The organism is Paenibacillus assamensis DSM 18201 (assembly GCF_000422445.1).
GTDB classification, from domain to species: Bacteria; Bacillota; Bacilli; order Paenibacillales; family Paenibacillaceae; genus Paenibacillus_B; species Paenibacillus_B assamensis.
In genome coordinates this window covers 320,679-347,403 of record NZ_KE383837.1, presented here as the reverse complement: position 1 = coordinate 347,403, position 26,725 = coordinate 320,679, and the positions used below count along the sequence as shown (strand labels likewise).

At 41.4% G+C, this 26,725-nt stretch carries 24 protein-coding genes; 20 read left to right on the top strand and 4 right to left on the bottom strand.

What is annotated here, in order from left to right; translation table 11 throughout:
* Window positions 1-219 precede the first annotated feature (219 nt).
* The 5 genes from H580_RS0115890 (at window position 220) to H580_RS0115870 (ending at window position 4,494) form a co-directional block, all read left to right on the top strand.
* Window positions 220-1,491: a helix-turn-helix domain-containing protein gene (locus tag H580_RS0115890; protein WP_028595661.1), complete on the top strand. Its 1,272-nt coding sequence runs from the start codon at window positions 220-222 to the stop codon at window positions 1,489-1,491.
* Between the two features lie 348 nt (window positions 1,492-1,839).
* Window positions 1,840-2,016, top strand: coding sequence for an aspartyl-phosphate phosphatase Spo0E family protein (locus H580_RS27055; RefSeq protein WP_425414136.1), 177 nt, complete (start codon window positions 1,840-1,842; stop codon window positions 2,014-2,016).
* Window positions 1,988-2,233, top strand: coding sequence for a hypothetical protein (locus H580_RS0115880; protein WP_028595659.1), 246 nt, complete (start codon window positions 1,988-1,990; stop codon window positions 2,231-2,233). Before H580_RS27055 ends, H580_RS0115880 begins: the two co-directional genes overlap by 29 nt.
* Window positions 2,234-2,813: 580 nt before the next feature.
* Window positions 2,814-3,362: a hypothetical protein gene (locus H580_RS0115875; RefSeq protein ID WP_028595658.1), complete on the top strand. Its 549-nt coding sequence runs from the start codon at window positions 2,814-2,816 to the stop codon at window positions 3,360-3,362.
* Window positions 3,363-3,444: 82 nt separating this feature from the next.
* Window positions 3,445-4,494, top strand: coding sequence for a hypothetical protein (locus H580_RS0115870; RefSeq protein ID WP_028595657.1), 1,050 nt, complete (start codon window positions 3,445-3,447; stop codon window positions 4,492-4,494).
* Window positions 4,495-4,814: 320 nt separating this feature from the next.
* Here the strand turns inward: H580_RS0115870 and H580_RS0115865 are convergent, their stop codons facing one another.
* The gene (locus H580_RS0115865; RefSeq protein ID WP_169449376.1) at window positions 4,815-5,699 is read right to left on the bottom strand and encodes an IS3 family transposase; all 885 of its coding nucleotides are present in this window, start codon (window positions 5,697-5,699) and stop codon (window positions 4,815-4,817) included.
* Window positions 5,630-5,965, bottom strand: coding sequence for a helix-turn-helix domain-containing protein (locus H580_RS0115860; protein WP_028595655.1), 336 nt, complete (start codon window positions 5,963-5,965; stop codon window positions 5,630-5,632). Before H580_RS0115860 ends, H580_RS0115865 begins: the two co-directional genes overlap by 70 nt.
* 317 nt (window positions 5,966-6,282) lie before the next feature.
* Here H580_RS0115860 and H580_RS26235 point away from each other — a divergent pair, with 317 nt between their 5' ends.
* From H580_RS26235 to H580_RS0115830, 6 genes are all read left to right on the top strand, one after another.
* Window positions 6,283-7,596 (top strand): collagen-like protein, encoded by a 1,314-nt coding sequence (locus H580_RS26235; protein WP_051217493.1) that lies wholly within the window; start codon window positions 6,283-6,285, stop codon window positions 7,594-7,596.
* Between the two features lie 248 nt (window positions 7,597-7,844).
* Window positions 7,845-9,089 (top strand): alpha-helical endospore appendage domain-containing protein, encoded by a 1,245-nt coding sequence (locus H580_RS0115850; RefSeq protein ID WP_028595654.1) that lies wholly within the window; start codon window positions 7,845-7,847, stop codon window positions 9,087-9,089.
* A 438-nt stretch (window positions 9,090-9,527) separates the two neighbouring features.
* A complete protein-coding gene (locus H580_RS0115845; protein WP_028595653.1) occupies window positions 9,528-10,094 on the top strand; it encodes a hypothetical protein in 567 nt (188 codons plus the stop codon).
* A 182-nt stretch (window positions 10,095-10,276) separates the two neighbouring features.
* Window positions 10,277-12,277, top strand: coding sequence for a S9 family peptidase (locus H580_RS0115840; RefSeq protein ID WP_028595652.1), 2,001 nt, complete (start codon window positions 10,277-10,279; stop codon window positions 12,275-12,277).
* A gap of 152 nt (window positions 12,278-12,429) precedes the next feature.
* Complete coding sequence (locus H580_RS0115835; RefSeq protein ID WP_245583578.1) at window positions 12,430-13,155, top strand: HAD family hydrolase; 726 nt, start codon at window positions 12,430-12,432, stop codon at window positions 13,153-13,155.
* A gap of 49 nt (window positions 13,156-13,204) precedes the next feature.
* Window positions 13,205-13,726: a hypothetical protein gene (locus H580_RS0115830; RefSeq protein WP_028595650.1), complete on the top strand. Its 522-nt coding sequence runs from the start codon at window positions 13,205-13,207 to the stop codon at window positions 13,724-13,726.
* A gap of 277 nt (window positions 13,727-14,003) precedes the next feature.
* Here the strand turns inward: H580_RS0115830 and hmpA are convergent, their stop codons facing one another.
* The gene (gene hmpA, locus H580_RS0115825) at window positions 14,004-15,218 is read right to left on the bottom strand and encodes an NO-inducible flavohemoprotein (protein ID WP_028595649.1); all 1,215 of its coding nucleotides are present in this window, start codon (window positions 15,216-15,218) and stop codon (window positions 14,004-14,006) included.
* A 649-nt stretch (window positions 15,219-15,867) separates the two neighbouring features.
* On the opposite strand from hmpA, the gene H580_RS0115820 reads away from it, so the two are divergent.
* The 5 genes from H580_RS0115820 (at window position 15,868) to H580_RS0115800 (ending at window position 21,254) form a co-directional block, all read left to right on the top strand.
* Window positions 15,868-16,545 (top strand): YitT family protein, encoded by a 678-nt coding sequence (locus H580_RS0115820; RefSeq protein ID WP_028595648.1) that lies wholly within the window; start codon window positions 15,868-15,870, stop codon window positions 16,543-16,545.
* 120 nt (window positions 16,546-16,665) lie between these two features.
* Window positions 16,666-17,547 carry an NAD-dependent epimerase/dehydratase family protein gene (locus H580_RS0115815; RefSeq protein ID WP_028595647.1) on the top strand — a complete coding sequence of 294 codons (882 nt, stop codon included), beginning with the start codon at window positions 16,666-16,668 and terminating at the stop codon, window positions 17,545-17,547.
* Between the two features lie 928 nt (window positions 17,548-18,475).
* Complete coding sequence (locus tag H580_RS0115810) at window positions 18,476-18,760, top strand: hypothetical protein (RefSeq protein ID WP_028595646.1); 285 nt, start codon at window positions 18,476-18,478, stop codon at window positions 18,758-18,760.
* Window positions 18,761-18,975: 215 nt separating this feature from the next.
* Entirely contained in the window at window positions 18,976-19,812 is an 837-nt protein-coding gene (locus H580_RS24485) for a GAF domain-containing protein (RefSeq protein WP_245583577.1), read from the top strand.
* Between the two features lie 224 nt (window positions 19,813-20,036).
* Complete coding sequence (locus H580_RS0115800) at window positions 20,037-21,254, top strand: MFS transporter (RefSeq protein ID WP_028595645.1); 1,218 nt, start codon at window positions 20,037-20,039, stop codon at window positions 21,252-21,254.
* Between the two features lie 128 nt (window positions 21,255-21,382).
* Here the strand turns inward: H580_RS0115800 and H580_RS24480 are convergent, their stop codons facing one another.
* Window positions 21,383-21,736, bottom strand: a complete 354-nt coding sequence (locus H580_RS24480; RefSeq protein ID WP_051217492.1) for an LSm family protein — start codon at window positions 21,734-21,736, stop codon at window positions 21,383-21,385.
* Between the two features lie 135 nt (window positions 21,737-21,871).
* Here H580_RS24480 and H580_RS0115790 point away from each other — a divergent pair, with 135 nt between their 5' ends.
* The 4 genes from H580_RS0115790 to H580_RS0115775 all read left to right on the top strand — a co-directional run bounded on the left by H580_RS0115790 (window position 21,872) and on the right by H580_RS0115775 (window position 26,697).
* Window positions 21,872-22,852, top strand: a complete 981-nt coding sequence (locus tag H580_RS0115790) for a phosphotransferase enzyme family protein (RefSeq protein WP_028595644.1) — start codon at window positions 21,872-21,874, stop codon at window positions 22,850-22,852.
* Window positions 22,853-22,930: 78 nt separating this feature from the next.
* Window positions 22,931-23,836, top strand: a complete 906-nt coding sequence (locus tag H580_RS0115785) for a BsuPI-related putative proteinase inhibitor (RefSeq protein ID WP_028595643.1) — start codon at window positions 22,931-22,933, stop codon at window positions 23,834-23,836.
* Between the two features lie 601 nt (window positions 23,837-24,437).
* Complete coding sequence (locus H580_RS0115780; RefSeq protein WP_028595642.1) at window positions 24,438-25,676, top strand: sugar ABC transporter substrate-binding protein; 1,239 nt, start codon at window positions 24,438-24,440, stop codon at window positions 25,674-25,676.
* A gap of 121 nt (window positions 25,677-25,797) precedes the next feature.
* The gene (locus tag H580_RS0115775) at window positions 25,798-26,697 is read left to right on the top strand and encodes a carbohydrate ABC transporter permease (RefSeq protein ID WP_036605361.1); all 900 of its coding nucleotides are present in this window, start codon (window positions 25,798-25,800) and stop codon (window positions 26,695-26,697) included.
* Window positions 26,698-26,725: the final 28 nt, after the last annotated feature.

The following is a 26,725-nucleotide window of genomic DNA, read 5'->3' as shown; positions in this document are numbered from 1 at the left end:
TTTAGTTATTGTTTCTATATTTTAGAAAGATTTAATTAATTGACAACATGTAAAAATATGCTATAATCGTTTTCCAGAGATAGGTTTCCCCGGACCCCATAAAGAAAATTACCTCGAAACATCTTTTCTGAGATTCATATGTTACTAACCCTTCTTAGATACTCATAATTCTCAACTCTTTTGTAATTGTTTCAAAATAATAAAGGATGTGAAAGTGAGATGATTGATACTTTTGCAGACATAATTAGACACCGAAGGTCGAATTTAAAGTTGACAATGGACAAGTTAGCTGAGAAGGCGCGTGTGAATAAAAGTATTATCTCCAGAATTGAAAATGGAGAAGTCAAAAAACCTGAAATTACTACAATAAAATCGCTTGCTGAGGCACTAGAAATAACTTATGATGAGTACATAAGGATATACATCTCATTAGAGCGTAATGCAGAGGTTATTCTAAAAATACTTCAAGAAGCTATATCAATGTCATCTCCTGCATCCCTCATCACAGAAATCGCCACTAGATATCTAGAGATTCCTCACGTAGATAGTTATGAAGCTATTGAAAATATTTTCACCACAGCCAACGATGTCAATCATACTTCCACTAAATTAGCTTTATTTAATACCGTAGTGAATTACTCACGTGAACATGGTGTAATGCCTTATATTGCAAGAGGTATGTATCAGGTTTATATGATTGAGCGAAATGATTTTACAAAGCTCTATAAAACGTATTACTTGGGCGAAAAAGTTTTAGATTACGTCCGATTCTTAGATGAAAGAGATAGGATAAGGTTCCATTATTGCATGGCTGTGCATGCATATTCGTTGATGATGTATGAAGTGTCGATTGAGTACAGTCAATACGTTGTTGAACACGATACGTTCAGCCTTTTCAAAGGCGAGTATAAGGCACTTGCAATTAATAACATTATATTTTGTTTGTATCATTTAGGACGCTTCAATGAAAGTAAACGTTTGATAGAAACTTATGGGAAGTTGCCTTATATTGCAGACAATACAAAGATGTTTGAAGGTTTTTTGAATGCGAAGAATGGAGATTTTGTAGTCGCACTAGAAAAATTAAGTGAATGTCTAGAATCTGTTTCAGAATATAATTTAGTTTATGTCGTATCTGAATTAATGAACATTTACGTACAACTAAATAATTTTGATAGTGCAGTCTCTTTACTAGAATACGAATCAAAAATGATAGAATCTGTAAAAGATGCACGTACAACACCTGACAAATGGGCGCGGTTAGCTTATTTTTATCAATTAGAAGGTAATATACTTCTTGGTCAAGATGCTGACAGGGCTTTTGATTACTATTTAAAAGGTGCGAAATATTATCTAGAAATAGGACTTACTAACAAAGCGTTAGAGACATTATCTTTAATTAATACTGCATTACTTGAAAATAGTTCACGTTTCAACATTGAGATGATAAGAAAAACGAATGAGATGTATTACCAAATAATTAATAAATAAATCTTCATTAAGAGAGGATTGGTTGACGTGAAAAAGATAATGTCTAAATTGCCGATTCTTTTTAATATTGTTGTTGCATCCATCGTTATCGTTCCTGTAATTATAGCTTATACTTCTCCGTGGATTGGACCAAAGTAAATGTAGTATGTATGGTTTATCATTAAAAATATTAGTTTGAAACCTAAGTAGACACTGAAATTAGTGTCTACTTTTTTTGTTTTTGTTGCTAGTGATTTGCATTTAGTGAAATATCTAACAACAAAAGATATATTCTGTTTAGGGGAACTTGATTTATGGTGGACGGGCAATAGGGGAACCTCGTCCACCGTTATTACTCTGCAAGGACTGATGAGAATGCTTGAAGAGATCGAATTCTTACGGTTCCGAATGAACGAAGCCTATAAAAAAGGCTTAGAATTGACCGATGGTAGGATGGTTGAAATGAGTCAAGACTTAGATAAGTTATTGTTAAAGTATCAAAGGGAGAGTCTTCACAATGAAGTTAAGCATGAAGTATTTACGTAAAGATGCATTCGCGGAAGAATATAAACTTCTTGTACGTAAGTTGGTGGGAGAAGAGATTAATGACGTAGACACAACTAATAAAGCCCATTATTACACTAGGTGCGGCTGCATTTACAAAAAGTCTTATTACAAGCGTTTTGAATTTGAAAGAACATTTATTGATGTATTTGCTTGTTCTTGCGGTACTTGGACAGTCAATCAAATGAAATGTTGGTAGTAGATAAGTGTTTATATTTTGCATTTATGGAATGTGAAAAATTATTTTAAGGCTTATGAAAGGGGTGAGGCTAAATTTAAAATTGTATAGTTGTGTGCTTGTAAAATCTAACATCAGATTGAAAATTAATGATGATTGGAGGGTTTGCATGAAACTTAAAAAACTGTTAGTATCGCTTTAACAATCACTGTATGTATCACGTTATTTATTCCATCTTCGTTATCAACTGCACAAGAAGCAGAATACACTTACTCAAATGATAGTATCTCATTTCAGATTTTATCAAACTCTTTCAGTGAAACTCTTACTTCAAAAGTATCTTTTTCTACATCCTACTCCAACTGAATTTCTTACATTTTATATCACCAACATTGTTAACCATCATACTTAATGCTAATTCAAATGAATCGCAAGCACACTTTAAAGTCAAGGGAAAAGTTTGCGGAAATGCAACTCTAAAGCAAATAATGTCAGTTATTTCAAAGGATTACGAAATCAGCATTACTGGTCGAACAGTACGTTAGCTCTAATTAATATCGCCTTATTTTTGAAGTTAAATTTATATAATCGGAGGTAGAATATGAAGAATGTTTTCTTAAAAAAATCCTTGGCTACACTTCTCTTACTGTCTGTTGTATTACCGGCTACTGTATCTGCTACTCCAAATGAAATACGCGAGAACCGCCAATTAACTGAAAGATTTAATGCGACTATTCAATATGAAAAAGACCTGCCTCAATCTACTGAAAATAACAACAATTTGCCTAGCAAAAATAATAGCACATTATATGTGAATCCATTTGCTTCACTAGCCGTAGGTGAAAGTAAAGTTTCAAATGGTGTAGGAGCTGTAGTTGGTGCAGGAACTACAAAAGGTAAGTGGATTACAACTGTTACCTCAGCAACTGCTTCTTTATGGTATATAATGGTCTTTCAACAGCCGGTGTTAGTTTCTTCTGGAAATAAGGATATTTCAATAGGTTTTGGAACTGCAATTTCACATGTCAGCGACTTTCGCCCAAGTATTGGACGTCATGAGACAGTAACTATTCACACTGCAACTCATGATGGTGTTTTATATGAACAGAGAACGGCTGCTGCGGTATTTTACAATGGAAGACCTATTTAACTAGCACAATCAAAATAGAACATATGAATGGTGGTTCTATCATCCATATGTTCTATTTAAAAATAATTCAGAGGTATAATCGATGTCACTCAATAAGAGAAATACAATTATACTTGTATTAATCTCAATTGGATTAATTACAAGTATTATAATTCTAAATTTCAATACTATAAATCAGTATGATAACAAAATTATTTCTGTTTCAGAAGGAAAAGTACTGAAAAACCAACATGTTCTATTATCAAAGGCAGAAAAGGTGGTTCATAATCCAAAGATGTTCACATACTCTCATAAATTTCAAATAGATAAGAGCCTAGAAAAGAAAATAAATTTGCCCGGTGGAGATGCATACTCTTACTACGTAAATAATAAGGAAAGCAATATAATTAAGGGTGAGTTTATTGTTGATACGAGATTAGATGGAGGGGCAATTAACCTAATATTTCTTCAAGGGAACAAAACAGCTCTAGTGAGAACGCCTTCGGACAGTAATTGGTATTCTTCCGTCTCTATCAATTATAAAGATAAAGCCACAACAATTATTCCCTTAGAGTTAATGTGGGATAGTACAGGTGATGAGGATCTAACTGTAATACCCATTAGCTCAAATAAACATTATGACGGATCATATTTAGCTATATCAAGATTTGTGGTGTTAAATCCTAATGTACCTTATGATGAAAATAGTACTTTAAGCGATTTAGAAATAGAAGAGAGTCTTTTAAATGATAAAAAGATTAATGTTTATCCTTTCCCAAAATTTTATGACGAGAAGAAGCAAGAATTAGAGATTCAAAATGAAAACGGCCAATTTTTCATTAAGAGCTTACCTCACAAGTTATCACTAGGGGCAATATCTTATAATACTAAAATTGATATCGTGATTATAGATAAGAATGGAAAAATTGAAGAAACATTAAGAGATATTAATATTGTAAAAGGAAATACAACAGACATTAATCTAAGTGACTCTCTTTTGACTAAAATTAATGATTCAAATAATAAATACTATGCACTAATAACTAACAACAGAAATCGAAATATTTTGTATGATATGAATGGAATTAATAAACTTAATCAGCCATTCCCAACCTCATTTAACTTGATAATAGAGTTTTATAAGGTGAAATAAAATATTATAAATAGCTTTTATCGAAGGATAGTTTCGCCGTGAAAGGTAGGACATTAATGTAAAAGATATAAAAGGGAAGATGCTCGTTCATTGTATTGTGATTTTCAGACGGGTTGGATAGATTTGTTATGGCACAAGGAAATAAATATTGGACGTGACGTGTAGAAGATCGAAAGTTTAGATGCGTTAGAAATAAAGCCTGTTCTTGATTGGACTAAAGTATTTCCTGTTAAGTGGACAGAATAAAACATAAAAATCGTTTATTTTCCTCAGTGCTGTTCTGGTCAAGACCCCTTGTAGTGGACATTGAAAAAAAACACCTAGGCTATAAGCTGGCGTCGATACTCTATCGGCGACAGCTTATTTAGTTTACGTTGTGGTCGTCGTCGGTTATAAAATCGAATATATTTTTCGATTCTGCTTTGTGCCTCTGTAAGATTTCGGATATGATAAGGATAGAGTGCTTCCGTTTTGAGATGCGAGAAGAAACTCTCCATGGAGGCGTTGTCTAGACAATTGCCCCGACGAGACATGCTGATTTGGGCGCCAACCTTCGGCAGCATGTCGTGGTATGCATGAGACGTGTACTGGAATCCCTGGTCGCTATGTACGACTAGTCCGGTCACGTCTTTTCGTTTGGCTATGGCCTTGGCGAATGTCTTCAAAACCAGCTCATTGTCGTTACGTTCACTAAGTTGGTAAGCCACAATTTCATTGTTGAATAAGTCTTTTACAGCCGAAAGATATAGCCAGCGTTCGCCTACTCGGTATTGGGTCACGTCTGTCACCCATTTTTGGTTTGGTTTTTCTGCCTTAAAATCTCGCTTCAGTAAATTTTCAGCCACACGTTCTGCGACTTGGTAGGTCATATTAAATCGACGTTTCCGACGAATACTTGCTTGAAGACCGAGCTTTTGCATGAGGCGGAGTACCTTCTTGTGATTCATCCATACCCCTTCATCCTGCCACAAAAACAATTGGAGCTGTCGATAGCCGTATTTTCCTTCATAACGCTTGTATACGATACGGATTAGTCGCTTGGCATCAGCATCCCGGTCGTAATTTTTTCGCTTCAAATAAGCGTAGTAACCACTTCTTGAAACACCAAGGAGTTGGCACAGCTGAGTTACTTGTCCTAATTTCGCCGCTTTTTCGATGAGTTTGAAGCGCTCTTCTTTACCTCCTGCATCCAGATTTCCAAACACTTTTTTAGCATCGCATTCTCCCGTTTCAACTGCTGAACATATCGTTCCTGATCTAAATATTCCTTTCGCCTTCCGCGTTGATCTAATAGACCAAACTCACCTTGTTCACGGTATTTACGCATCCAACGCTTTATTCGATCTTTATCTTGTATACCTAAGTGAGCATTAATCTGCCGATACGTCCATTTTTCCTCTACATGCAGACGGACAGCCTTTATCTTTAGCTCCTCTGAATATGTCTTAAACTTTTGACCTTTCATTGCCATTAAAAATGCACCCCCTAGAATTCATCGGTTAAACCAAGGGGTTTTTCCAATGTCAATTCTAAGGGGTGCACATCATTCCGAGCTGAGGCTTTTTTCATTATACAGATCACATGGTTTTGAAATCTGGTATATATAAGCGTCCTCATTGTTATCGAATTGATGATCGGGGCGCTTTTTTATGGTTGTGCTTTATTGAAAGAATGTTGCATGTTATTTCAAAATCTCATTATTATGGGCAAACGCCCAGACCAAATCTAGGCAGGAGCATAGAATGACGGTATGAAATCAACAAAGACAATTGCCTAGGAGGAAAACAAATGTCTCAATCTAACATACCGAATATTACCCCGCAAATTACGTTAACTCGGGAAGATGCGGTTAACTTATTGCTCTCATCCATAGCCCTTGAAGAGCTCGGGCTTAGTCATATTATTAATGCTGAGGGAGAGAAGCTTCAATATATTCTTGGTACACTACCGGGAGTTACTGCACCTATTACAACAATCAGTGATATTCTTAATGTCAATGATAGTGTGCGGGAGACACTCCGTGAAGTTTCAAAGAAAAACTTTTTATTGGACAGTAAGCTTAGCAGTGTGTTGAATACACCGATTTCGGTTGGTCCAACAGGCCCTCCGGGACCGACAGGTCCGTCAGGTGGTCCTCCGGGACCAACGGGTCCAGCAGGAGCAACTGGCCCGGCGGGGCCGACAGGAGCTCAAGGGGTGGCAGGTCCAGCTGGGGCACAGGGTCCGACTGGCCCGCAAGGTCCTGCGGGTCCAGCAGGTGCAGTCGGTCCGCAAGGTCCAGCCGGTCCGGCGGGAGCACAAGGCCCAGCGGGTCCAGCAGGCCCGCAGGGTGACCCAGGTCCAGCCGGTCCGCAAGGGGTAGCGGGCCCAGCCGGTCCGCAAGGGGTAGCAGGCCCAGCAGGCCCGCAGGGTGATCCAGGCCCAGCAGGTCCGCAAGGTGCTCCAGGCCCAGCGGGAGCGCAAGGCGCACCGGGCCCAGCAGGAGCAACCGGCCCAGCGGGTCCAGCCGGAGCGCAAGGCCCAGCAGGCCCAGCAGGAGCAACCGGCCCAGCGGGTCCAGCCGGAGCGCAAGGCCCAGCAGGCCCAGCAGGAGCAACCGGCCCGGCAGGCCCAACTGGAGCAACTGGCCCAACAGGTGCAACAGGTATAGGTGTAACAGGGCCAACAGGAGCAACAGGTCCGGTTTTAACGTCCGTCATCGCACGAGCATCTAGAGCGGAAGAACAAGCGGTAGGAGCAGCACCTGTGTTAGCGGTATGGACAGGATTCGATTCAGATTCAGCGGAGATATCAGCTACACCACCAACGACCAATATTACATTCCAACCAGGAATTTATTGGGTAACATATGAAATTGCAATTGATAATCTTGTTGCGGCGGTACACATGTTTACTGCACAAGCGTTATTGAATGGCGTTCAAGCACCGCTTTCTTTTTATTCAACCGATATTGCACCTACGTTCACGGCGTTCGTTTCAAAAACGTTCACTCTCATTGTAACGCCAGGGGCAGGAGTATTGCAGATTCAAATGAATGGAGATGCAGGTTCAAGCTTTAACGCTCAACTTAACTTACACACATTTAAGTTAGCAGATCTTTAAAATGAAACAATATGTACTAGGCGTTCACGAATGATGTGAACGTCTTTTCTGATCCAATACTATTAGTCAGCAAGAGTAGACATTTCAGTAGTTCAACCACCAACGGAGATTATTACGGTTTCACCTGTACTTGATGGAAGTATACAAAAAAAACATTATTGAGCAGGCATATACCCAATCAATATTACATTATGCCCAATACTATAGTGTGAGAAATAAACAAGACGGTTGGTAGGGGAGGTTATTTAATGTCTCAATCGAATATTCCTAATATTACGCCACAAATAACAGTCACACGAGAAGATGCGGTAACACTTTTGCTCTCATCCATAGCGATGGAGGAATTAGGGTTAAGTCATATCATAAATGCAGAAGGTGAAAAGCTCCAATATATCCTAGGAACATTACCTGGTGTATCAGCGCCAACGGTATCTCTAACGGACATACTTGATGTAAATGAGAGTGTGCGCGATACGCTTCGTGAAATTACGAAGAAAAACTTTATTCTCGACAGCAAACTAAACAACATACTCAGCACACCAATAGCGATTGGCCCAACGGGTCCTGCCGGACCCACCGGACCATCTGGTGGTCCACCAGGCCCAACGGGGGCAACAGGCCCAGCAGGTCCAACGGGTCCAACAGGAGCGCAAGGTGTAGCAGGTCCAGCCGGTGCCCAAGGGCCGATCGGTCCACAAGGCCCAGCGGGTCCGGCAGGTCCAGCAGGCACACAAGGTCCAGCAGGTCCAGCGGGAGCGCAAGGTCCAGCAGGTCCGGCAGGTCCGCAAGGCGCAGCAGGTCCAGCAGGTCCACAAGGTGAGCCTGGTGTGCAAGGTGCGCAAGGCCCAGCGGGCCCAGCAGGTCCGGCAGGCCCAGCAGGCGCAGTCGGTCCACAAGGTCCAGCAGGCCCAGCCGGTCCGCAGGGTGTGGCAGGCCCAGCGGGAGCAACCGGTGCACAAGGTCCAGCAGGAGCAGCGGGCCCAGATGGGCCAATCGGTCCAACAGGAGCGACCGGAGCGACTGGCGGCACTGGTCCAGCAGGCCCGACAGGTGCGACGGGGCCAACTGGAACCATTGGATCTGTACCGTTTATAGATCTTCAAAATGGTGCACCACAAAATGTGGGGGCTGCTGCGGAATTAATAACTTTTACAACCTCTCTCACCAACAACCCGGCTGTTTTTGGATTTGTCGCCCCTAGTACGAACTGGACTATAAACCAGACGGGAAATTATTATATCAACTTCGAAATGGTAGCTGATAGTCTTGTAACAACGACTGAAAGAGTTACGGCGACTATACTAGGAGACGGTAATCCGATTTCTGGAATATTTATCGATGTTGCATCTGGGTTAGCGCAAGAGCTAACTCGGACCATAATCGTCCCTGTAACAGTCGTTCCAGCTACGATCCAATTGCAAGTGCAGGGAAGTGCCGGCTCCAGTTTCAATATTACTGCCGCAATGGTATCTTATAGAATTGGCGACCTTTAATGATAATAGCTATTTCCCAAAAGTAAATGATTAAGAGTGCTTGTAGAAAATAAGGAAATGGTGAGTCAACGTGAATTCTGTTGCTCTACTGCTTCCTTATTTTTTGTGTATGAAGCAAGTTATAATAGGATTTAGCTTTGACGGTATGCTTTATATGCAAGGAGGTAGGAACGGTCGATTGTGCTGTGTTTGCAGTAATGGTGCTTTCTTACTTCTTAAAAGGTGTAGGTTGAAGTAATGACGTTTTCTATAGTAATATATTCCACAATTCAAACATTTATAATTCTTGGTAAAGAGGAGTGTCTTTAACGATGACAAACATTATGCGTTAACGTATCGCTGTTAGGGTCGAATATCGAGCCCGTTCACCTCCATTTTTAGTAGTTGAATCTCATATGTACTCAAAATATCGATATGAAACTAATGGAGGGATGGAAGATGAGTAAACCGGTGATGAGTGTTGCATTAGTATGTGGGCCTGACAGTGATATGGAGGCAAATGCCATCCGAGCAACATTGGAATCATTTGATGCTCGTGTTATTACCTATTGGATTGGCAGACCATCTGACTTGATGGATATTTTGTCAGGCAAAGATCTTTATCCAGATGTGGATGTCATTATATTTAGTTTCCATGGGGATGAGGGCAAATTTGTGATGCCAGAGCTGGACGAATCTGTGTATGAAGAGTATGAACCAAGAGATGACTTTGGTCCTGATGAAGTAGCTCGATTTGTTAATTTGCCAGGCAAAGTTGTACTTGCAAACGGATGTTCACTGGGCGATCCGAAGTTGGCACAGGCTTTTTTGAACGGTGGTTGCCAAACGTATATCGGACCGGATGATTATCCATATGGAAGTTCTGCGCTTATGTTCGTTGTACGATACTTCTACGAGGTTTTGCATAACAAGAAGAGTGTGCAAGAAGCCTTTGCTATAACAACGGCGATGGACGAAGAGTTGGAGATGTATCGCATTTATGAGCGAGAGCCTGTTGTTCGATAACACCGTTTTTTCTGAAGACGTGGTTGATTTACGTAATAAGAAGGATAGAAAGAGAAGCTAATTTTATCCAAACTTTTATGCGGTATTTTCTAATAAGATGATATGATGTAAGAAGATACATAACCCGTTCGGATATCCGAGCGGGTTATTGTATACGTAATCATCGGAGGAGGAGACAGCAAGTGGGGAAACGTAAAATAACTTCTGAGGATTTGTATCAATTCAAATGGGTGAACAGCCCTGCCGTCTGTCCAGTCAGCAATCGTATTGCGTATGTATCGAAACAAGTTAACGATGACAAAAGTGGATATGATACCTCCATTCGAATCGTATCGAGTAACGGGGAGCAGGATCGTGCTTGGACCCAAGGCCCAAAAGATACATCTCCTGCATGGTCGCAGAATGGAACTTCATTTGCTTTTATCCGCAAAGATGGCGAGCATAATCAAGTATGGATGATGGATAGTTTCGGCGGTGAAGCTTATGCGGTTACAAAGGCTGAAACAGGCGTTATAAGCTTTGCTTTATCTCCTGATGGGCAGTATATCCTTTATTTGTCCAAAGTAGGCATCACTACGGCGTCTACACTAGATGGAGAAGAGGTTCGCAAGCCAGGCAAGCAAGCTCTTGTCATCGACAGACTCATGTATAAGTCGGATGGGGCAGGGCTGTGGGATGGCAAGCAAACACATTTGTTTGTACATGACTGTGCAGCAGGTGAAGCCACGGCGTTAACAAATGGGAATTTTGATGTCACAAGCTTTGCGTGGGCTCCAGATAGCCTAACAATTGTGTACACGGCAAAGGACTTGCAAGATGAGACTGTTAATCCTGATCTAGTACGGACGAATGATCTGTTCGTTGTTGAACGTACGGATGCTGAATCTCGTAGATTAACAGATTCTAGCCTTTCAATTAGCAAACCGGTCTTTTCGCATGATGGTCGGACAATCGCCTTCCATGCTTCCGATTTCTCACATGGATTTGCATCGCTCCAGCGCTTATATACAGTAACTTATCCAGAAGGCGTTCTTGCTTGTCATTCTCAATACTTGGATTGGCAGCTTGGCAACAATGCAATTACAGATATGAAGACTGGCGAATTTGAAGGCCCAATATTCAGTAAAGATGACCTATCGATCTATACGCTTGCGACAATCGAAGGAAGTGTACATATCATTAAGTTTGGTCTGGATGGTACACATGAGCTATTGACTGAGGGACCGCAAGAAATTATTCAGTTTGAATTGACAGCGGACGAATCAAGTATCGTCATGGTAAAGGCTGATTTCATGCAGCCTGGCGCATTGTTCTCACATAACCTAGATTCAAACACGACTATCCAATTGACTCATCATAATGAATCATTTTTAGATGAGTTGGAATTAAGCAAGCCAGAAATATTCTGGTTCGAGACATCTGACGGCTGGAAGGTTCAAGGCTGGATGGTTCCACCTATAGGTATGGAAAAAGGACGAAAGTACCCGACCATTTTAGAAATTCACGGTGGTCCACATGGCATGTACGCCAGCTCCTTTATGCATGAGTTCCAACTGCTAGCTGCACAAGGCTATGCTGTTATTTATACGAATCCGCGTGGTGGGCATGGCTATGGGCAGAGGTTTGTCAATGCATGCCGTGGTGACTACGGTGGTCGAGACTATCAAGATCTAATGGAAGCCGTCGATTATGCCATCGCGAACTTCGATTATACTGATGGTCAACGGTTGGGTGTGACGGGCGGAAGCTATGGCGGTTTTATGACGAACTGGATTGTCAGTCATACGGATCGTTTCGTAGCAGCTGTAACTCAGCGTTCCATAAGCAATTGGATTTCATTTTATGGTGTAAGTGATATTGGGTATTACTTTACAGAAGATCAAATCGACGGCAACGCATGGGCGGATATGGAGAAGCTGTGGAAGCACTCCCCGCTTGCTTATGTGGAACAGATCAACACGCCTCTATTAATATTGCATGGGGAACAAGATTTGCGCTGTCCAATCGAACAAGCGGAGCAATTGTTTATTGCATTGAAACGTCAAGGCAAAGAAACACAGTTCGTCCGTTTCCCAGATGCCAATCATAACTTGTCTCGCAGCGGGCACCCGGAACTGCGTGTGGAACGGTTAGATCGCATCGTCGGCTGGATGAATCAATTTATCCCTGGTGGGGCTGTGTAAATTCGAGTGTATCTACAACCATGTTGATGAGGAACACCATGTGCCTTGTTGGACTTGGTGTTCTTTTTACTAAATGACATTTGCGAGTAAGTGAGTAGATGATAAGAATATAATAGTGCGCTGGAGTAAGGGATGAAACGAGGTGGGAGAAGATGAACGTATTGAATAATAAGAGTAAGCAGAATTCTAGTGCTGACCCTGTACCTACAAAGAACGACATGTACAATAGTTACGCTCATAAACGGGGTATTATTTTCGACATGGACAATACACTGCTGCAATCGAAGATTAATTTCCAAGCTATGAAAGAAGAGACGTATGCGTTCCTTGTGGAACAATGCGTTCTACCTGAAGGACTTCCTTTGCAGCAATACACGACTTCTACCATTATAGAAGAAGCAATAGCAACCAATCGGATGACAGCAGGGCTGCTGCAAGCGATGTGGGAAATACCAGTTAAGCATGAGGTAGAAGGGATGCAGGGGGCAGTGCTGGAGCCAGGGGTAACAGAACTGCTAGACAAATTACATGGAAGCTATCACTTAGCTGTAGTTACGAACAATTCTGAGAAAGCTGCGAATGCAGCTTTGCGAGATAACGGTATCATTCACTATTTTGATCATGTAGCTGGAAGGGAACACATGCAATCCCTAAAGCCTTCTCCAGACGGATTTATATATATTCTTAATCGTTATCCAACTACTTCGGGTCGTGATTGGCTATCCATAGGGGACTCTTGGATTGATGGGAAAGCCTCCGAAAGAGCAGGGATCGAATTCATCGCTTACCAAGCAGACATCGAGACGATGAAAAATGCAGAAGTATTTCCGAGGAAATATTTTAGTCATATGAGTGAGTTAATGGAGCTGCTGACCTAAGTATTTTTATAGGAGAATTATTGTAGGTCATCAAGATAGAGGTGATAGAATGAAAATATGGAGATTGCTAAACGACGAAAAATCCAGAGTTATAGTAAGCAAAGATGAACAAAATGAAGATTTAATAGAATCTATTTTAGATGGCGAAAGAATCGATGGTTCTTGGGAATACATGGAGTTTGTTGTTGGTAGAAAAAAATCATACAAGGATTTCCCGAGATTTTTACCCGGTGTTCCTGTATTTCCTATGAAAACATTGAACATTTTACTTCCGTTGATTGAAGACTATGTTCAATTATTGCCCGGGGAGATCGAGGGAGAGGAAGTGCGGGTAGTTAATGTTCTAAGCGTGATAGAATGTGCAGATTATAAGTCAGAACAAGATGGTTTTCAAATGGTTCTATTATATCTAGCTAAAGATAAGATTTTAAACAGAGGTCCTATTTTCAAGCTAGCTGAAACACTAGAAGTGATTGTAACGGATGAATTCCGTAATTTAGTTCTAGAAAGCAAACTAAAGGGTTTTGAGTTTGAAGAAGTGTGGGATTTAGAAAGTGAGAGTTCAGAATAATTATTCACACTAATATATTGTAGGTAATTAAGCAAGTCATGGGATCTACTAGAATGAATCACAAATGCAGCTACATAGCCACAAAGATCGTGAAAAATCGCGCTGTATGGCAGTAAGCAATGAGAGGCCTCTTTGCTATTAAATTATATATACTATTGATTAATCAACAGGCGTGGTGTTGATGTTTAAAATACATAAAGTGCCCCTAATCAGCTAACTGGTTAGGGGCATTAGTTTATTAAGCAGGCAGTAATGGGTTATTCTTTACCGAGATTAGTTATGCTAATGTACCTGAAGGGCCAAAGAACTCATAATGGATACGTTCAGCTGTAACACCAAGCTGCTGTAATTGTGCATGGATCGATTTCATAAATGGAACAGGTCCGCAGAAGTAGAAATCTGCTTCTGTAAGCTGGTCTGTGGATAGCACAGAACTGAGCCAATCGGCATTGATGTAGCCTTCATGATCGCAGTCTGTACCAACCGTTCCTTCTTCGTAGCAAGTTAAAACATGAAGGTGAGCATGTTCTTCCGCTAATTTATCTACTTCATTTCGTAAAGCATGCTGCTGACGGTTCTTCGTTGCATGGATATAAATCGTATCTCGTGCTGGCTCTTGCTCAGCAAGTGTATGCAGCATACTAACCATTGGTGTTAATCCTACGCCGCCGCTGATAAGAACAACAGGATTGTTCTTATCTTGATTCAAGATGAAATCACCAGCAGGTGGAGTTAGCTCTAATGTATCTCCTACGTGGACAGCATCATGCAAGTAACAGGAAACAATTCCTCCAGGGTGATTATCGCCACAACCTTCGCGCTTGACAGTAATTCGATATAAATCACCGCATGGAGCTAGCGACAAACTGTAGTGGCGATGATGTGTATTTACCGAACCTTCTGGTTTCACACGAACCGTAATGTATTGTCCTGGTGCAAAGGTTGGGATAGGGCCGTTATCCTGTGGTTGTAAATAGAAGGAAGTAATGAATTCCGTTTCTTGAACTTTGCGCATAACCATGAAGGGACGATAGTCGCTCCAACCGCCTTGCTGCTGTTCTGCTTCCTTGTACATATCATCTTCTACTTGGATGAATACATTGGCGATAACACTATAAGCCTCACCCCAAGCCGCGAGGATTTCGTCTGTAGATGCGTCTCCGAGCACGTCTTTTATGGCCATCAGCAAATGTTTTCCTACGATAGGATAGTGCTCTGGCTTCACATTGAGCGCCCGGTGCTTGTGGGCAATTTGCTTAACGACAGGAAGCAAGGTTTCAAGTTTATCGATATTTGCAGCAGCTGCGTATACTACATTAGCGAGTGCTGTTGGCTGACGGTGCTGACTTTGGTTCGCATGATTGAAAATATTAAGCAGTTCAGGATGATTTTCGAACATGATGGTGTAAAAACGCTTTGTAATGGCAGTACCGTGCTCACCGAGCACGGGGACTGTAGATTTAACAATTTCAATCGTACGGGAAGATAACATAGTGGTGTCCTCCATCCATTTTCAAAAATAATTAGATTTGTAGTTTAGATGTCGATCATTAATGGTAAGTACTTAATAAGCTTGGTAGTCTCACATTTTCTTCACACGTTTATTTTAAATTTTTCTAAACTGTCACAGTGTGATTGAACGCACAAGGAATGTGATAGGTTAATGAACATCTTATGGACAAGTCGTTCCATTGATTGAAATTTAAGTCAATAGTGTCCCTTTAGTAGCATTTAAGAGCAAAACCAAGAGGAAGCAGAACTTGTGTGGTGATCTTCTTCATTTCTAACGGTTCATTCCGTTATACAGCGAACGGCGCCGATATTTAAGGAATGAGGGTGCTTTGGAGTGTCTGAATTATATGGTATAATATACGTAAGTGAGAGAACAATCTCTAACTCAAACCAAACAAAAGAAAGGATCAGGATACCAATGCGTCCCCGAAGGATGATGCCCCAAAGGACAATCTGGAAACGTTATGATCTTTCCTACATCTAGCTTCCCTTCGCAGAGTAAAGTTGCCACGACGGTATGACAGACTGCGAAAAAGGAAGCGAGAACTATGATGATTCGAAGGATGAAGTCCTCATCTCTTGCCCTCGCTGTCTGTCGAAGACAATGACAACAGAAGCGAGAGGGTACAATGATGAGGAGAAACGAACAATTACGTAAGATTGCATGGATGTTGCTAGGATCCGTATTACTAGCATTTAGTTATTATCACATTAACTTTCAGAACAATTTGGCTGAAGGTGGATTTGTAGGGTTGGCGTTGCTAGGCAAATATGCATTTGACTGGTCACCAGCGGTTACAGTACTTGTATTAGATATTCCGATTTTTATCGCGGCATGGTTTTTGAAAGGCCGTACCTTTATTATGAACACAGCGATTGCTGCAGGAGCGTTTTCGCTCACGTACTATTTGTGCGAGCAGTTTTCCCCGCTCGTGCTTGACTTCGGCCCTAATCTGTTCTGGGCAGCTGTCGTATCTGGTATATTAACTGGATTCGGGGCAGGACTGGTGCTGCGCTTTGGCGGAGCTACTGGCGGTGACGACATTATGGCTTTATTCGTAAGCCGTGTCGCCAAGTTAAGTGTAGGTACTGTATTTATTATATTTGACTTAGTCGTATTACTAATATCCTTGATGTATTTGCCACTGATGGATGTGTTGTACACGATTCTTGCGGTCGGCATTGCTGGTCAAGTTATTACATGGACGGTACAAGGTGGAATTACGGTACATCGTCCAGTAGTAGAGAAAGTTCAGTCTAAGGCTGCAGCTGTATCTGCTTCACCTACAGCAATACGTCACTCGTGATGAATAACATAAAGATCATAACGAAAATGAAGAAGAACCGTCTAGTTTTTTTCAATATCATTGAAGGAGACTGGGCGGTTTTTGTGCATACATACATGAATAGTAGGAGCTGAATTACATATGAGACGCATTCTAGTTATGGGTGGGACAAGGTTTTTTGGTAAAAGGCTCGTACAGCGGTTATTGGAAAATGGAGATCAAGTTACGATTGCTACGCGTGGAATGACGACAGATTCGTTCGGAGATCAGGTTCAGCGTATAATCTTGGATCGCGCAGATCGTCAATCTGTCCAAGCTGCTGCTCATACAGGTGAATGGGACATCGTCTACGATAACATCTGTTATTCCCCTGAGACGGCACAGTATGCAGTAGAGGCATTTGAGGGACGTGTCGGTCACTATGTATTTACTTCAACTTTATCGGTATACAATCCATCCGGTAAGCTGCATGTCGAGGCTGATTTTGATCCATACGGTGTAGATTTAAATGAACCGATAGGTGAGGGACAGCTTTCTTATCAAAAAGGGAAGCAGTTATGTGAAGCTGTGTTTCATCAAAAAGCTGCATTTCCTGTTGCTTCTGTAAGGTTTCCAATCGTGCTTGGGCCGGATGATTATACGAAACGGCTGGAATATCATCTTGAGCGAGTGAGCAACGAAACGCCTATCTATATGCCAAATGTGAATGCTCATATGAACTATATTCAATCGAGTGAAGCTGCGTCATTTTTAGAATGGGCAGGCACTCAGTTATGGAAAGGTCCGATCAATGCTTGTTCCAATGGAACGTTACAGTTAGCAGAGGTTATGAACATTGTAGAGCAGGCAGTTGGGAAAAAAGCAATTATGATGAATGCTGGATCTGACGAGGATCGTTCTCCATTTGGCGTACCAGATAGCTGGTTAATGGATAATAGCGCTGCTCGTCAAGCTGGATTTGTGTTTGATGAAGTTCAGGATTGGCTGCCGCCATTGGCGAAAGAGCTTGCTGCCAGGTTGTAAGTGTTGGATACAGCTAACTGAATTTAGGAAGTAACTGAATTAGAAAGTGAATTTCTTTATAGAGAGAGTCGAGGCGTAGGGACAGCGTTTGTTCCTGAACTCGGCTTTTTTAGTTATATTTATTCAGCAAGTAAGCACAGTGGTTAGTGGTAATTTTTAACGACGTGTCTAAGATAGGACAAATATGCAGTTATTTTTTCTATAAATACGCAAATTAGAGGAAAGATCCGCAAAAGTGCATTTATTTTTACATCTATAGCCTCTTTAAGGGGATTTTCGTTGAAATGAACTGCACATTTGTCCAAATTAACTACTTAATTGAGAATTTTAATAAAATAGATGCATTTTTGTCCAGCACACCTTTTCACATTGTTTAAAGTAGAGTATTTCTGGGGCTGCTGCCGTTGTTTGCTAATCGTCTTTAATCAGCCTAGTAGTACATCTAATTTATATTCCGAATAACAAGCAAGCTTATTTTTTGATAGAATGTGAATAATGTGTGAAAAAAGTATGGATTATTTGTGAATGATTGCGTTATACTATACATATACAGTTCCAACACGCACTCGGCAACATCATTCCTTTTTCTTTCATCTACAGGCCGCTGCTGCTCATACCTCATGTCAGTCGAACGATCATACTTGCAATTATGCGTGGATGATTACGGAACTGAGATCCCTCTCATTACAGCTTCAAATGTCTATTCTATATTTTCGCTTCCTATATTTATGGTGAAATGTAAATAAGCGTCCATTCAAGTTGAAAGCGTTACCAGGCATGTCCCATTTTGTGCATGGTCAATCCAGAACAGGTTTGAACTGGTTTCTTAATGATGGATATGGATAAATCGTATGTTTGATGGATAGACAGAAGACTGGGATAAAGGGAAGACCATAATTATAAATATGGATACCGGGAGGTAATGATGATGAAACGAAAAATGTTATGGTTGTTTGTCATTGTGTTTATAGCTGCTGGAGGATTTTTTCAGTATTTTATGTGGACCGATCAATTACAAGCTGCTGCACAGCAAACGGCTGAAGTTGCTCAAGCAGCACAATTGCAAGCTGTTGCAAATGGACCTGATTTCTCATGGCAGGATGGAACAACGATTACGTTAGGCAGAAAAATTCAATTTTTGATGTATTCAACTGGTTATGTTTTTGCTTGTGGCATTTTGTTAGTGATGATGCGGAGAATGCCTCGTTCCTAACAGGCATACGAAGGTGTATTTACGTAAATGTTTATGAGCACCCAATTACTATAGGACTATATTACTTCGCAGCCTATTCCGACAGCAACTCGCAGTAAGCTGAATGTAATTTAACAATTATTCCTTATTTTTTGTTCAAGAATGCATGTTCGCTTCACTTGCTGCATATGTTTGTACCATTACATGGTCGAGCGTTCGCGCAAGGAGGGGTGAAGATGGAAGCGGTTATCAAAGTATTATTGGATAAATTGCCGCCTTGGGGATATCATTTATTTGCTGTCGTATTGGCAGTGGGATTGTTGTTTTATTTTGTCCGTACCATGTACATTAATAAGAAATTTAGTGAAATGATTACGGATGTATTGAAGCGGGATGAACGATTGCAAGGCTATCAAGAGAAGATGGAACAAGTTCAAACGGATAAGCTGAATAGCGAGCAGGCTGCTCAGCAGACGATTTCCGCTTTGCGTAATATGAAACCTTTTCTTGAAACGTTGAACGATCTGCGCTCGACCCAGGATGACTATAGCGTGCTGACAGATACAGCATTCTTAATGCAAAGGATGCTCGACATGATTGCAATCGATATGAAGCGTAAGCCTGGTGGACATCATCGATGCGGCATATGGTTATATGCGGATCAGAAGTTGACACTTCGGTTTGCCTCAGCTGGATTCCCGAAACATTATGTCGGTGAACGGCAGCTGCATGTTGATCGTTCGGTTGCTGGTCGCAGCTACCGTAAGCAAGGCATTATCCAATGTGCTGATGTCACGAGGGACGAGGATTGGGAGCGCAATACGGATTCCAAAAGTCCATATCAAACCTTACTGTGCCTTCCGCTTGGTTCATATGGGGTTATGACCGTGGATGGGATAGAACCATTTAGTGAGGCAAGCCGATTGATTGGCGAACTTTATGCCGAGATTGCTACAGGTGTACTCGCTGAACATGTGCAGGCCTATCAACGTTGGTCAGATCAGATGAATCGGAGCATTCATGATGGAATGTCCTTGTCGGAAGAAGAAGCGGGGCAGAACTTAGGTATTTGACTCTAAATTGCAGTAGTATAGATACTTTCCCTGACGCTCTAATGATAATTTCTTACCCGTATTTCATTCAAATACCGTCTTTTCCAGCAGGTCTTGGTGTTGAGCCATAGACCTGCTTTTATGTATTTCTTGAAAGCGAACAGTTGTTTGTTTGTCGGACTGCTGGTATGATAGGAACATTAAAAATGAGGAAAATTATACATATGAAATGAGGTGGATAGTAAGTGTGGACAAACCGCAATGTATGGATTGTACTGGCAGGGGAATTTATTGCGAGTTTAGGCTTGTGGATGTCGATTATCGCCAACTTGGAATTTATGCAGAAGCATGTCCCTTCTGACTTTATGAAGTCGTTAATCCTGTTTACAGGCTTATTGGCAGGTGTATTGGTCGGTCCACTGGCAGGAAGAGTTATCGATGCAAATAAGAAGAAGACGATACTCATTTATTCAGGTATTGGACGATTAATTAGTGTGTGCTTCATGTTTGTCGCGCTCGCATTTGACTCCGTATTATGGATGATAATGTTCGCTGTCTTTTTACAAATCTCAGCCGCATTTACACTGCCTGCTCTACAAGCGTTGATCCCGCAAATTGTTGCGGAGAAAGACCTCATTACATTGAATGGGGTCAATATGAATGCTTCTACCGTGGCGAGAATATTAGGTACAGCAGCCGCAGGAAGCTTGTTAATGGTCGTTGACCTGTACACGTTGTATATGGCTTCATTTGTTGCGTATGTGCTGCTGCTAGTATCGACGATGCTGCTGCGTGTAGACGAAACGAAGAAAGAAGACAGCAACAAGCTTCATGGATCGAAAGGCAGCTTTAAAGAAGTCATTCCAATGCTGAAAAGTATGCCGGTAGCAACGATGGCCCTTATAATTTCTATTGTTCCCTTGTTATTCATTGGTGCATTCAACCTCATGGTCATTAATATTAGTGAAATGCACCAGAGCTCTGAAATTAAAGGTGCCCTATATGCCGTAGAAGGGGTATGCTTTATCGTAGCAGCTTTTCTTGTGCGTTACCTTTCAGGAAACGGGAATTTACTGAATCGATTATATTTGTTCTCCGTAATGATAGCCATATCTCAATTCATGTTGTTATTTGCAGACTATGCATGGGTTGCACTCGCATCATTCGGATTGTTTGGCTTTGCGGCAGGTTGTTATTTCCCACTGCTTTCTACTTACTTTCAGACGACGATTCCTAAAGAATATCATGGTCGTTTCTTCTCCTTCCGCAGCATGATCGATCGGGTTATGTTCCAAGTCGTGCTTCTGACGGTAGGGCTGCTGCTGGATACGATCGGGCTGCAGTATATGGCAGGCATCTTCGGGGCATTGTCTCTAGTGTTAATTTTATTATCCATGCTTCGCTTTACACAGGAGAAGCAAGTGCAGACAGCTGTATCTACGGAGCAAGCGCAATCGCAATAGAGTGTAAAAAGTTCATGAATCAAACATGTAGCTTAAACAGATAACTTAAATAATAATAATGAAAATGCCGCAATTCGCTGTACGCTAACTAAGCGTGGCGAATGCGGCATTTTCATGTAGGTTTATTATTATACAAGCAATGTGATGATAAGTAATTCATATAGAACGAGCGGTAAAATAACGCTGCTATAGTTTCTGTGATCCGAAACTGGTGATGCAGATTGATATCCCCTAGAGCTGGCTTGGGGAGCTTGAACAGCTTCGGTAGGCATCATAACTTCGAGTAATAGAAAACTCCCATCGACACCAACGATCTTACCTTCATAGGTATTTCCATTATCGAGCGTAATTCGCACGGTCTTATGAAGATGAGGCTGAAGTACCTCTTGCATGGTGTCGCGATAGGTCTTCCATTGGGCTAATACATTTGGGTGACCCTGATATAAAATGCCGGGTTTAGGTTGCTGGCAGGAGCAAGGCATGCTGTATTACCTCCATCTCACGGTACATATGTCATTAATGTATGTATGCGCCTAGGCAGCGGTTCCTCTTTACATGCAAATGCATTCCTGATTTAATGAATGGAAAGAGATGTAAATGAGGTGAGGGGATACAACATGGACAACATGGATGATACAGTGAATAGCGATCAGTTACATGACACTATCGCAGTAGCGGCATTGGTATACGGCGTAGATCCAAGTGAGATGATCGAAATCGGCGGATTTGAAAGCTATGTTTATGAATATACAAAAAATAATCAATCTTTTATTCTTAAAATCATTCACCGAGAACGTCGTACCAAGTTGATGCTGCTGGCAGAAGTTGATTACATCAATTATTTAGCTGAACATGGGATACCTGTATCGCGTTGTATTCCAACAATAGATGGGCAGTTAGTATATAAGGTAGCGCAGTTTTACTTTGTCAGCTACGAAAAAGCGAAGGGAGAAAAAGTATCGGAAGAGGATTGGGTACCTCCTTTATTTGTACAGCTAGGCGACATTGTAGGTCGGATGCATCGGCTAGCAGAGGCGTTTACACCTTCAAATCCTTCATTTGTTCGTATTCAATGGCATGAGGAACCTCGTTTACAGCATTTTTCGAAATTGCTGCAGGGACAACCCGCTGTTATTACATATGGGCAAGAAGTGCTGAAACAGCTGCATGCTTTTCCTGTGACATCTCAGAACTATGGGCTTATCCATTATGACTGTCATCGCGGCAATTATTTCGTTGCGGACGGCCAAATTACTTTATTTGATTTTGATGATATGCAGTACAACTGGTATGTAAACGACATTGCTGTCATTTTATATTATGTGATAAAGGGTAATCAGACTGCTCAAAACAGTCACGATATGGGGGAATTCTTCTCCTATTTTTTAGCGGGATATACACGGCATCGTACGTTGGAGCGTGAAGAGCTGGAGCGAATACCGACCTTTTTGAAGCTACGTCAATTCCTTTTGTATATTGCGATTAGTGAAAAGCAAGCAGAAGGGCAGCTCACGGAAAGAATGAAGTTGACGCTCGATCGTATTCGCAACGAGATTGAACGTGATGAAGAAATCATAGATATAAATCTTCTTTTTTGAATCGAATAAGCAACTGTCTGCAACAATATAAGTTGGAGGGTCGTCTAATGAACATAATGATGAGAAAGGAGCAAGGCTATGAAGAAAAAGATAGCTGTCGTTATGTTGGTCGTATTTGGCGTACTTGGATCGTCTGTCTATGCCGCTCCGCCTATGCCTGAGTTTAAGAAGCCTGTTAAATTAATTCATGATCGGTTGGATGAGAATTTGACACGGGCAGAATTGGCAACTGTTCTTGCTCGTTTATTTGAACTTCGTTCAACAGATATATCTCCATCCTTCGAGGATACGAAAGCGCACTGGGCAGTAAACAATGGGGCAATACCTGCTGTTATAGAGGCAAAGCTAATGAGCGGAGTTTCGAACCAACAATTCAAGCCCAATGATAAGGTTACATTGGAACAATTGCTAGTTGCTTTAATGAAAGGTTTTAAGATTCCGCTAGACGAGAAAGTCACGTTGGAAACGGGAGCAAAGGATCTGTTGGATAGCTCCGCATGGGCAGCTCCCTACGTATTTACAGCATTGAATAATGGGATATTGACGGATGCGACGTCATTCCGTACGGAAGTAAAGCGAAAAGATGTAACTACATTGGTTAGAATTTTGGCAAATATAGATAAGGCACAACGGACAGAAGATGCGTTAAAGACTGATGTTCAGATTAGTACAGACGCAGCGACAGGGAAGACCAATTTTCTATTTACCGTACGTAATACGGGATCTGAGACACTATTGTTGGAGTACAATACTTCGCAAAGATTTGACTTGATTATTAGGGATGCAACAGGGGCAGTTGTTGAACATTTATCTGCGGACCAAATGTTTATGCAGGTGCTTGGGGAGGACTCCTTGTCTCCAAATGAGACGGTGACGTATGATCATCAAGCGAAGTTGGAGCGGGGCAAGTCGTACTCGGTAGAATTTTGGATTACGGCCAAAGATAATGGTGCTCGTATCGTTAAGCAATTTACGGTTCAGTAATCGTTTAGCTAGAAATAAACCGATATTGGAGCACATGAAAGAAATGAATAGAAAGTAGCTACACTTCGTGTAGCAAAAATGTGGCGACATCTCCTCAGTTGATTATAGGGGATTGTCGCCACTGTTTCATTTTCTTTGGCGGCGCTAATCTAATGAAATGGATAGAGGAATGTTGTATTTCTTATCTTCTACTGAAAAGTTCGCCTTATCTATACGTTGATAACTAAACGGTAATGTATGTCTATTAAACACGGCCTGGCTAATGCCAGGCTCTTTTATTTTACGTGGTTAAACATTTATAAAAAAAGTAGTTGAAAACGCTAACATCCAAGATTATAATATGACCATCGAAACGTTTCGAATTATTGTTCATCTATTTTTATAAACAAAGTGTCTTTTACTTGTAAACAGCTGTTTCCTTATTAGATAAGTTGTTTACATAAGTAATAAGGAAAGTGTGGAAGTACTTAGCCAAATTAGTTAGCAAGTATTTTTGTGCGAAAAGTGGTCGTTATTTCGACAATTATCGAAACGTTTCGAATTTATAAGTTTTCATCATTAAGCTTCAAAGGTACGTACATTACAGACGAGGTGAATGGAAATGAAGAGAAAATCGTTATTGGCAGCGTTGACGGTATTACTCATGTTTTCGGTAGCTTTAGTTGGTTGTTCAGGTGGGTCTAAAGAAACAGCAGATGGAGAAAAGGTGTTAAAAGTTTGGGCGATGGGTGGAGAAGGTCAAAAGCTGCCCGAACTGGTAAAGCAGTATGAACAGCAAAATCCAGGCGTAAAAATCGATGTGCAAGCGATTCCTTGGGGAAATGCTCATGACAAGCTCATGACGGCAGTAGCTTCAAAAAGCGGCCCTGATGTCATCCAGATGGGAACTTCTTGGATTCCGGAATTCGCGAATGCCAACGCACTGCTTGATTTGACTTCTTACATGGAAAAGTATCCGAACCTAAAAGAAGAGAACTTCTTCAATGGGGCCGTTCAAACGATGAAACATGACGGTAAAGTGGTAGGCATTCCATGGTACGTAGAGACACGCGTGCTCTATTATCGCACAGACTTGCTAGCAGAGGCGGGTTATCCCGAAGGTCCAAAGACATGGGATGACTTGAAGGATGCTTCGAAGAAGCTGACAGCACGAGGAGAAGGCAAGTATGGTATTACGATTGATGGACGGGACCAAATTACTACCGCCTTGTTCGGTTGGCAGAACGGCAGTGATCTAATTAATGATCAGCGCGAGCCATTATTTAATCAGCCAGAATATGTGGAATCCATCGAATATTTAAAGAGTTTCTGGAAAGAAGGTTTGGTGCCGCAAGGTTTAGATTTGGATCTTACTGCGGCGTTCAAAGACGGAACGATCCCTATGTTCATTAGCGGTCCTTGGATGATTGGTACGGTAAAAGAAAAGGCACCAGAGATTGATGGGAAATGGTCGACTATCGTGATGCCTACAAAGAAAACGAATACGTCTTCCATTGGTGGATCGAATCTTTCTGTATTCAGTCATACGAAAATGGCGGATGAGGCAGTGAAATTCATTTCCTACATGTCAGAGAAAGAAACACAGTTGAAATGGTATGAGATGGCGAACACGCTTCCATCTGTAAAAGAAGCTTGGAATGATGAGAAGTTAAAAGAGCCGTTAGTCGCTTCATTCGGTAAACAGTTGGAAAATTCCCGTCCTGCACCATTCATTAAGGAATGGGAAACGATCGCTCAAGCGATTATTGCAAGTTTCGAGCAGATTACAGTCGGTGATGCGGATGTGAAGACAGAGCTGGATGCTTTGAACGAGAAGGCAAAAGAAATTTTAAGCAAGTAGAAATTTCATAGCTTCATTTCGCTTTAGTTTTGATAGATCGACACGAGCACATGTTGTCTGTTGGATGCGGCTTGCTCCTTCTGGGGCAGGCTGCAGCACTAATCCGAGGGGGTGAAAGACGATGCAGCATATTTGGAAGCAGTGGACCAAATACAGAGTCCCATACTTATTTATCGCACCTACGCTTCTGTTGCTAATCGTATTCTCCATCATTCCAATTGTTATTGCACTGGTCATTAGCTTTACAGATATCGATCTAGCAGGGCTTGCTGACTATTCGAATATTAGCGCAGTTGGCTTCGATAATTTTGTACAGTTGTTTAAAGACCCGGTATTTTTGAAATCGATCTATAATACGGCATTCTATGTCATTGTCGGGGTTCCGCTTGTTATCATTCTTTCTATGAGTGCTGCCCTGCTGCTTAATTACGGAACAGGGCGGCTGTTTAAGACGTTCCGAGTTATTTATTATATGCCTTCTATCACGAACATTGTCGCCGTTGCTGTCGTATGGGGCTATTTGTACAACAGTCAGTACGGCTTGTTTAATCACATGTTGTCTTGGTTTGATATCCCCGCACAGAAATGGCTTCAGGACCCAGTGTTGGCGAAACTCTCATTAATTTTAATGGCACTGTGGAAGTCAATGGGCGTGAATATGATCATTTTCCTAGCTGCCCTTCAGGGAATTCCGCGTACGTATTATGAGGCTGCTGAAATCGATGGAGCGAACAAACGGCAAAGACTATTCTACATTACCGTTCCGCTGCTTGGCTTCGCTACTTTCTTTGTCACGATTACGACGCTAATCGGCTGGATTCAGTTCTTCGAGGAACCACTCGTTATGACAAAAGGCGGGCCGCTTAATGAAACGATGTCTATGGCGCTCTTTATATACAACAACGGATTCCAGCTTAGTAATTTCGGTTATGCGGCTGCAGGTTCTTTTGTACTCTTCCTATTTATTATTGCAGCGACCATCATTCAGTTTATCGTAAGGAAAAAAGATGTGGAATATTAAGAAGCAGCTTTCTGAATCGTATGGAATG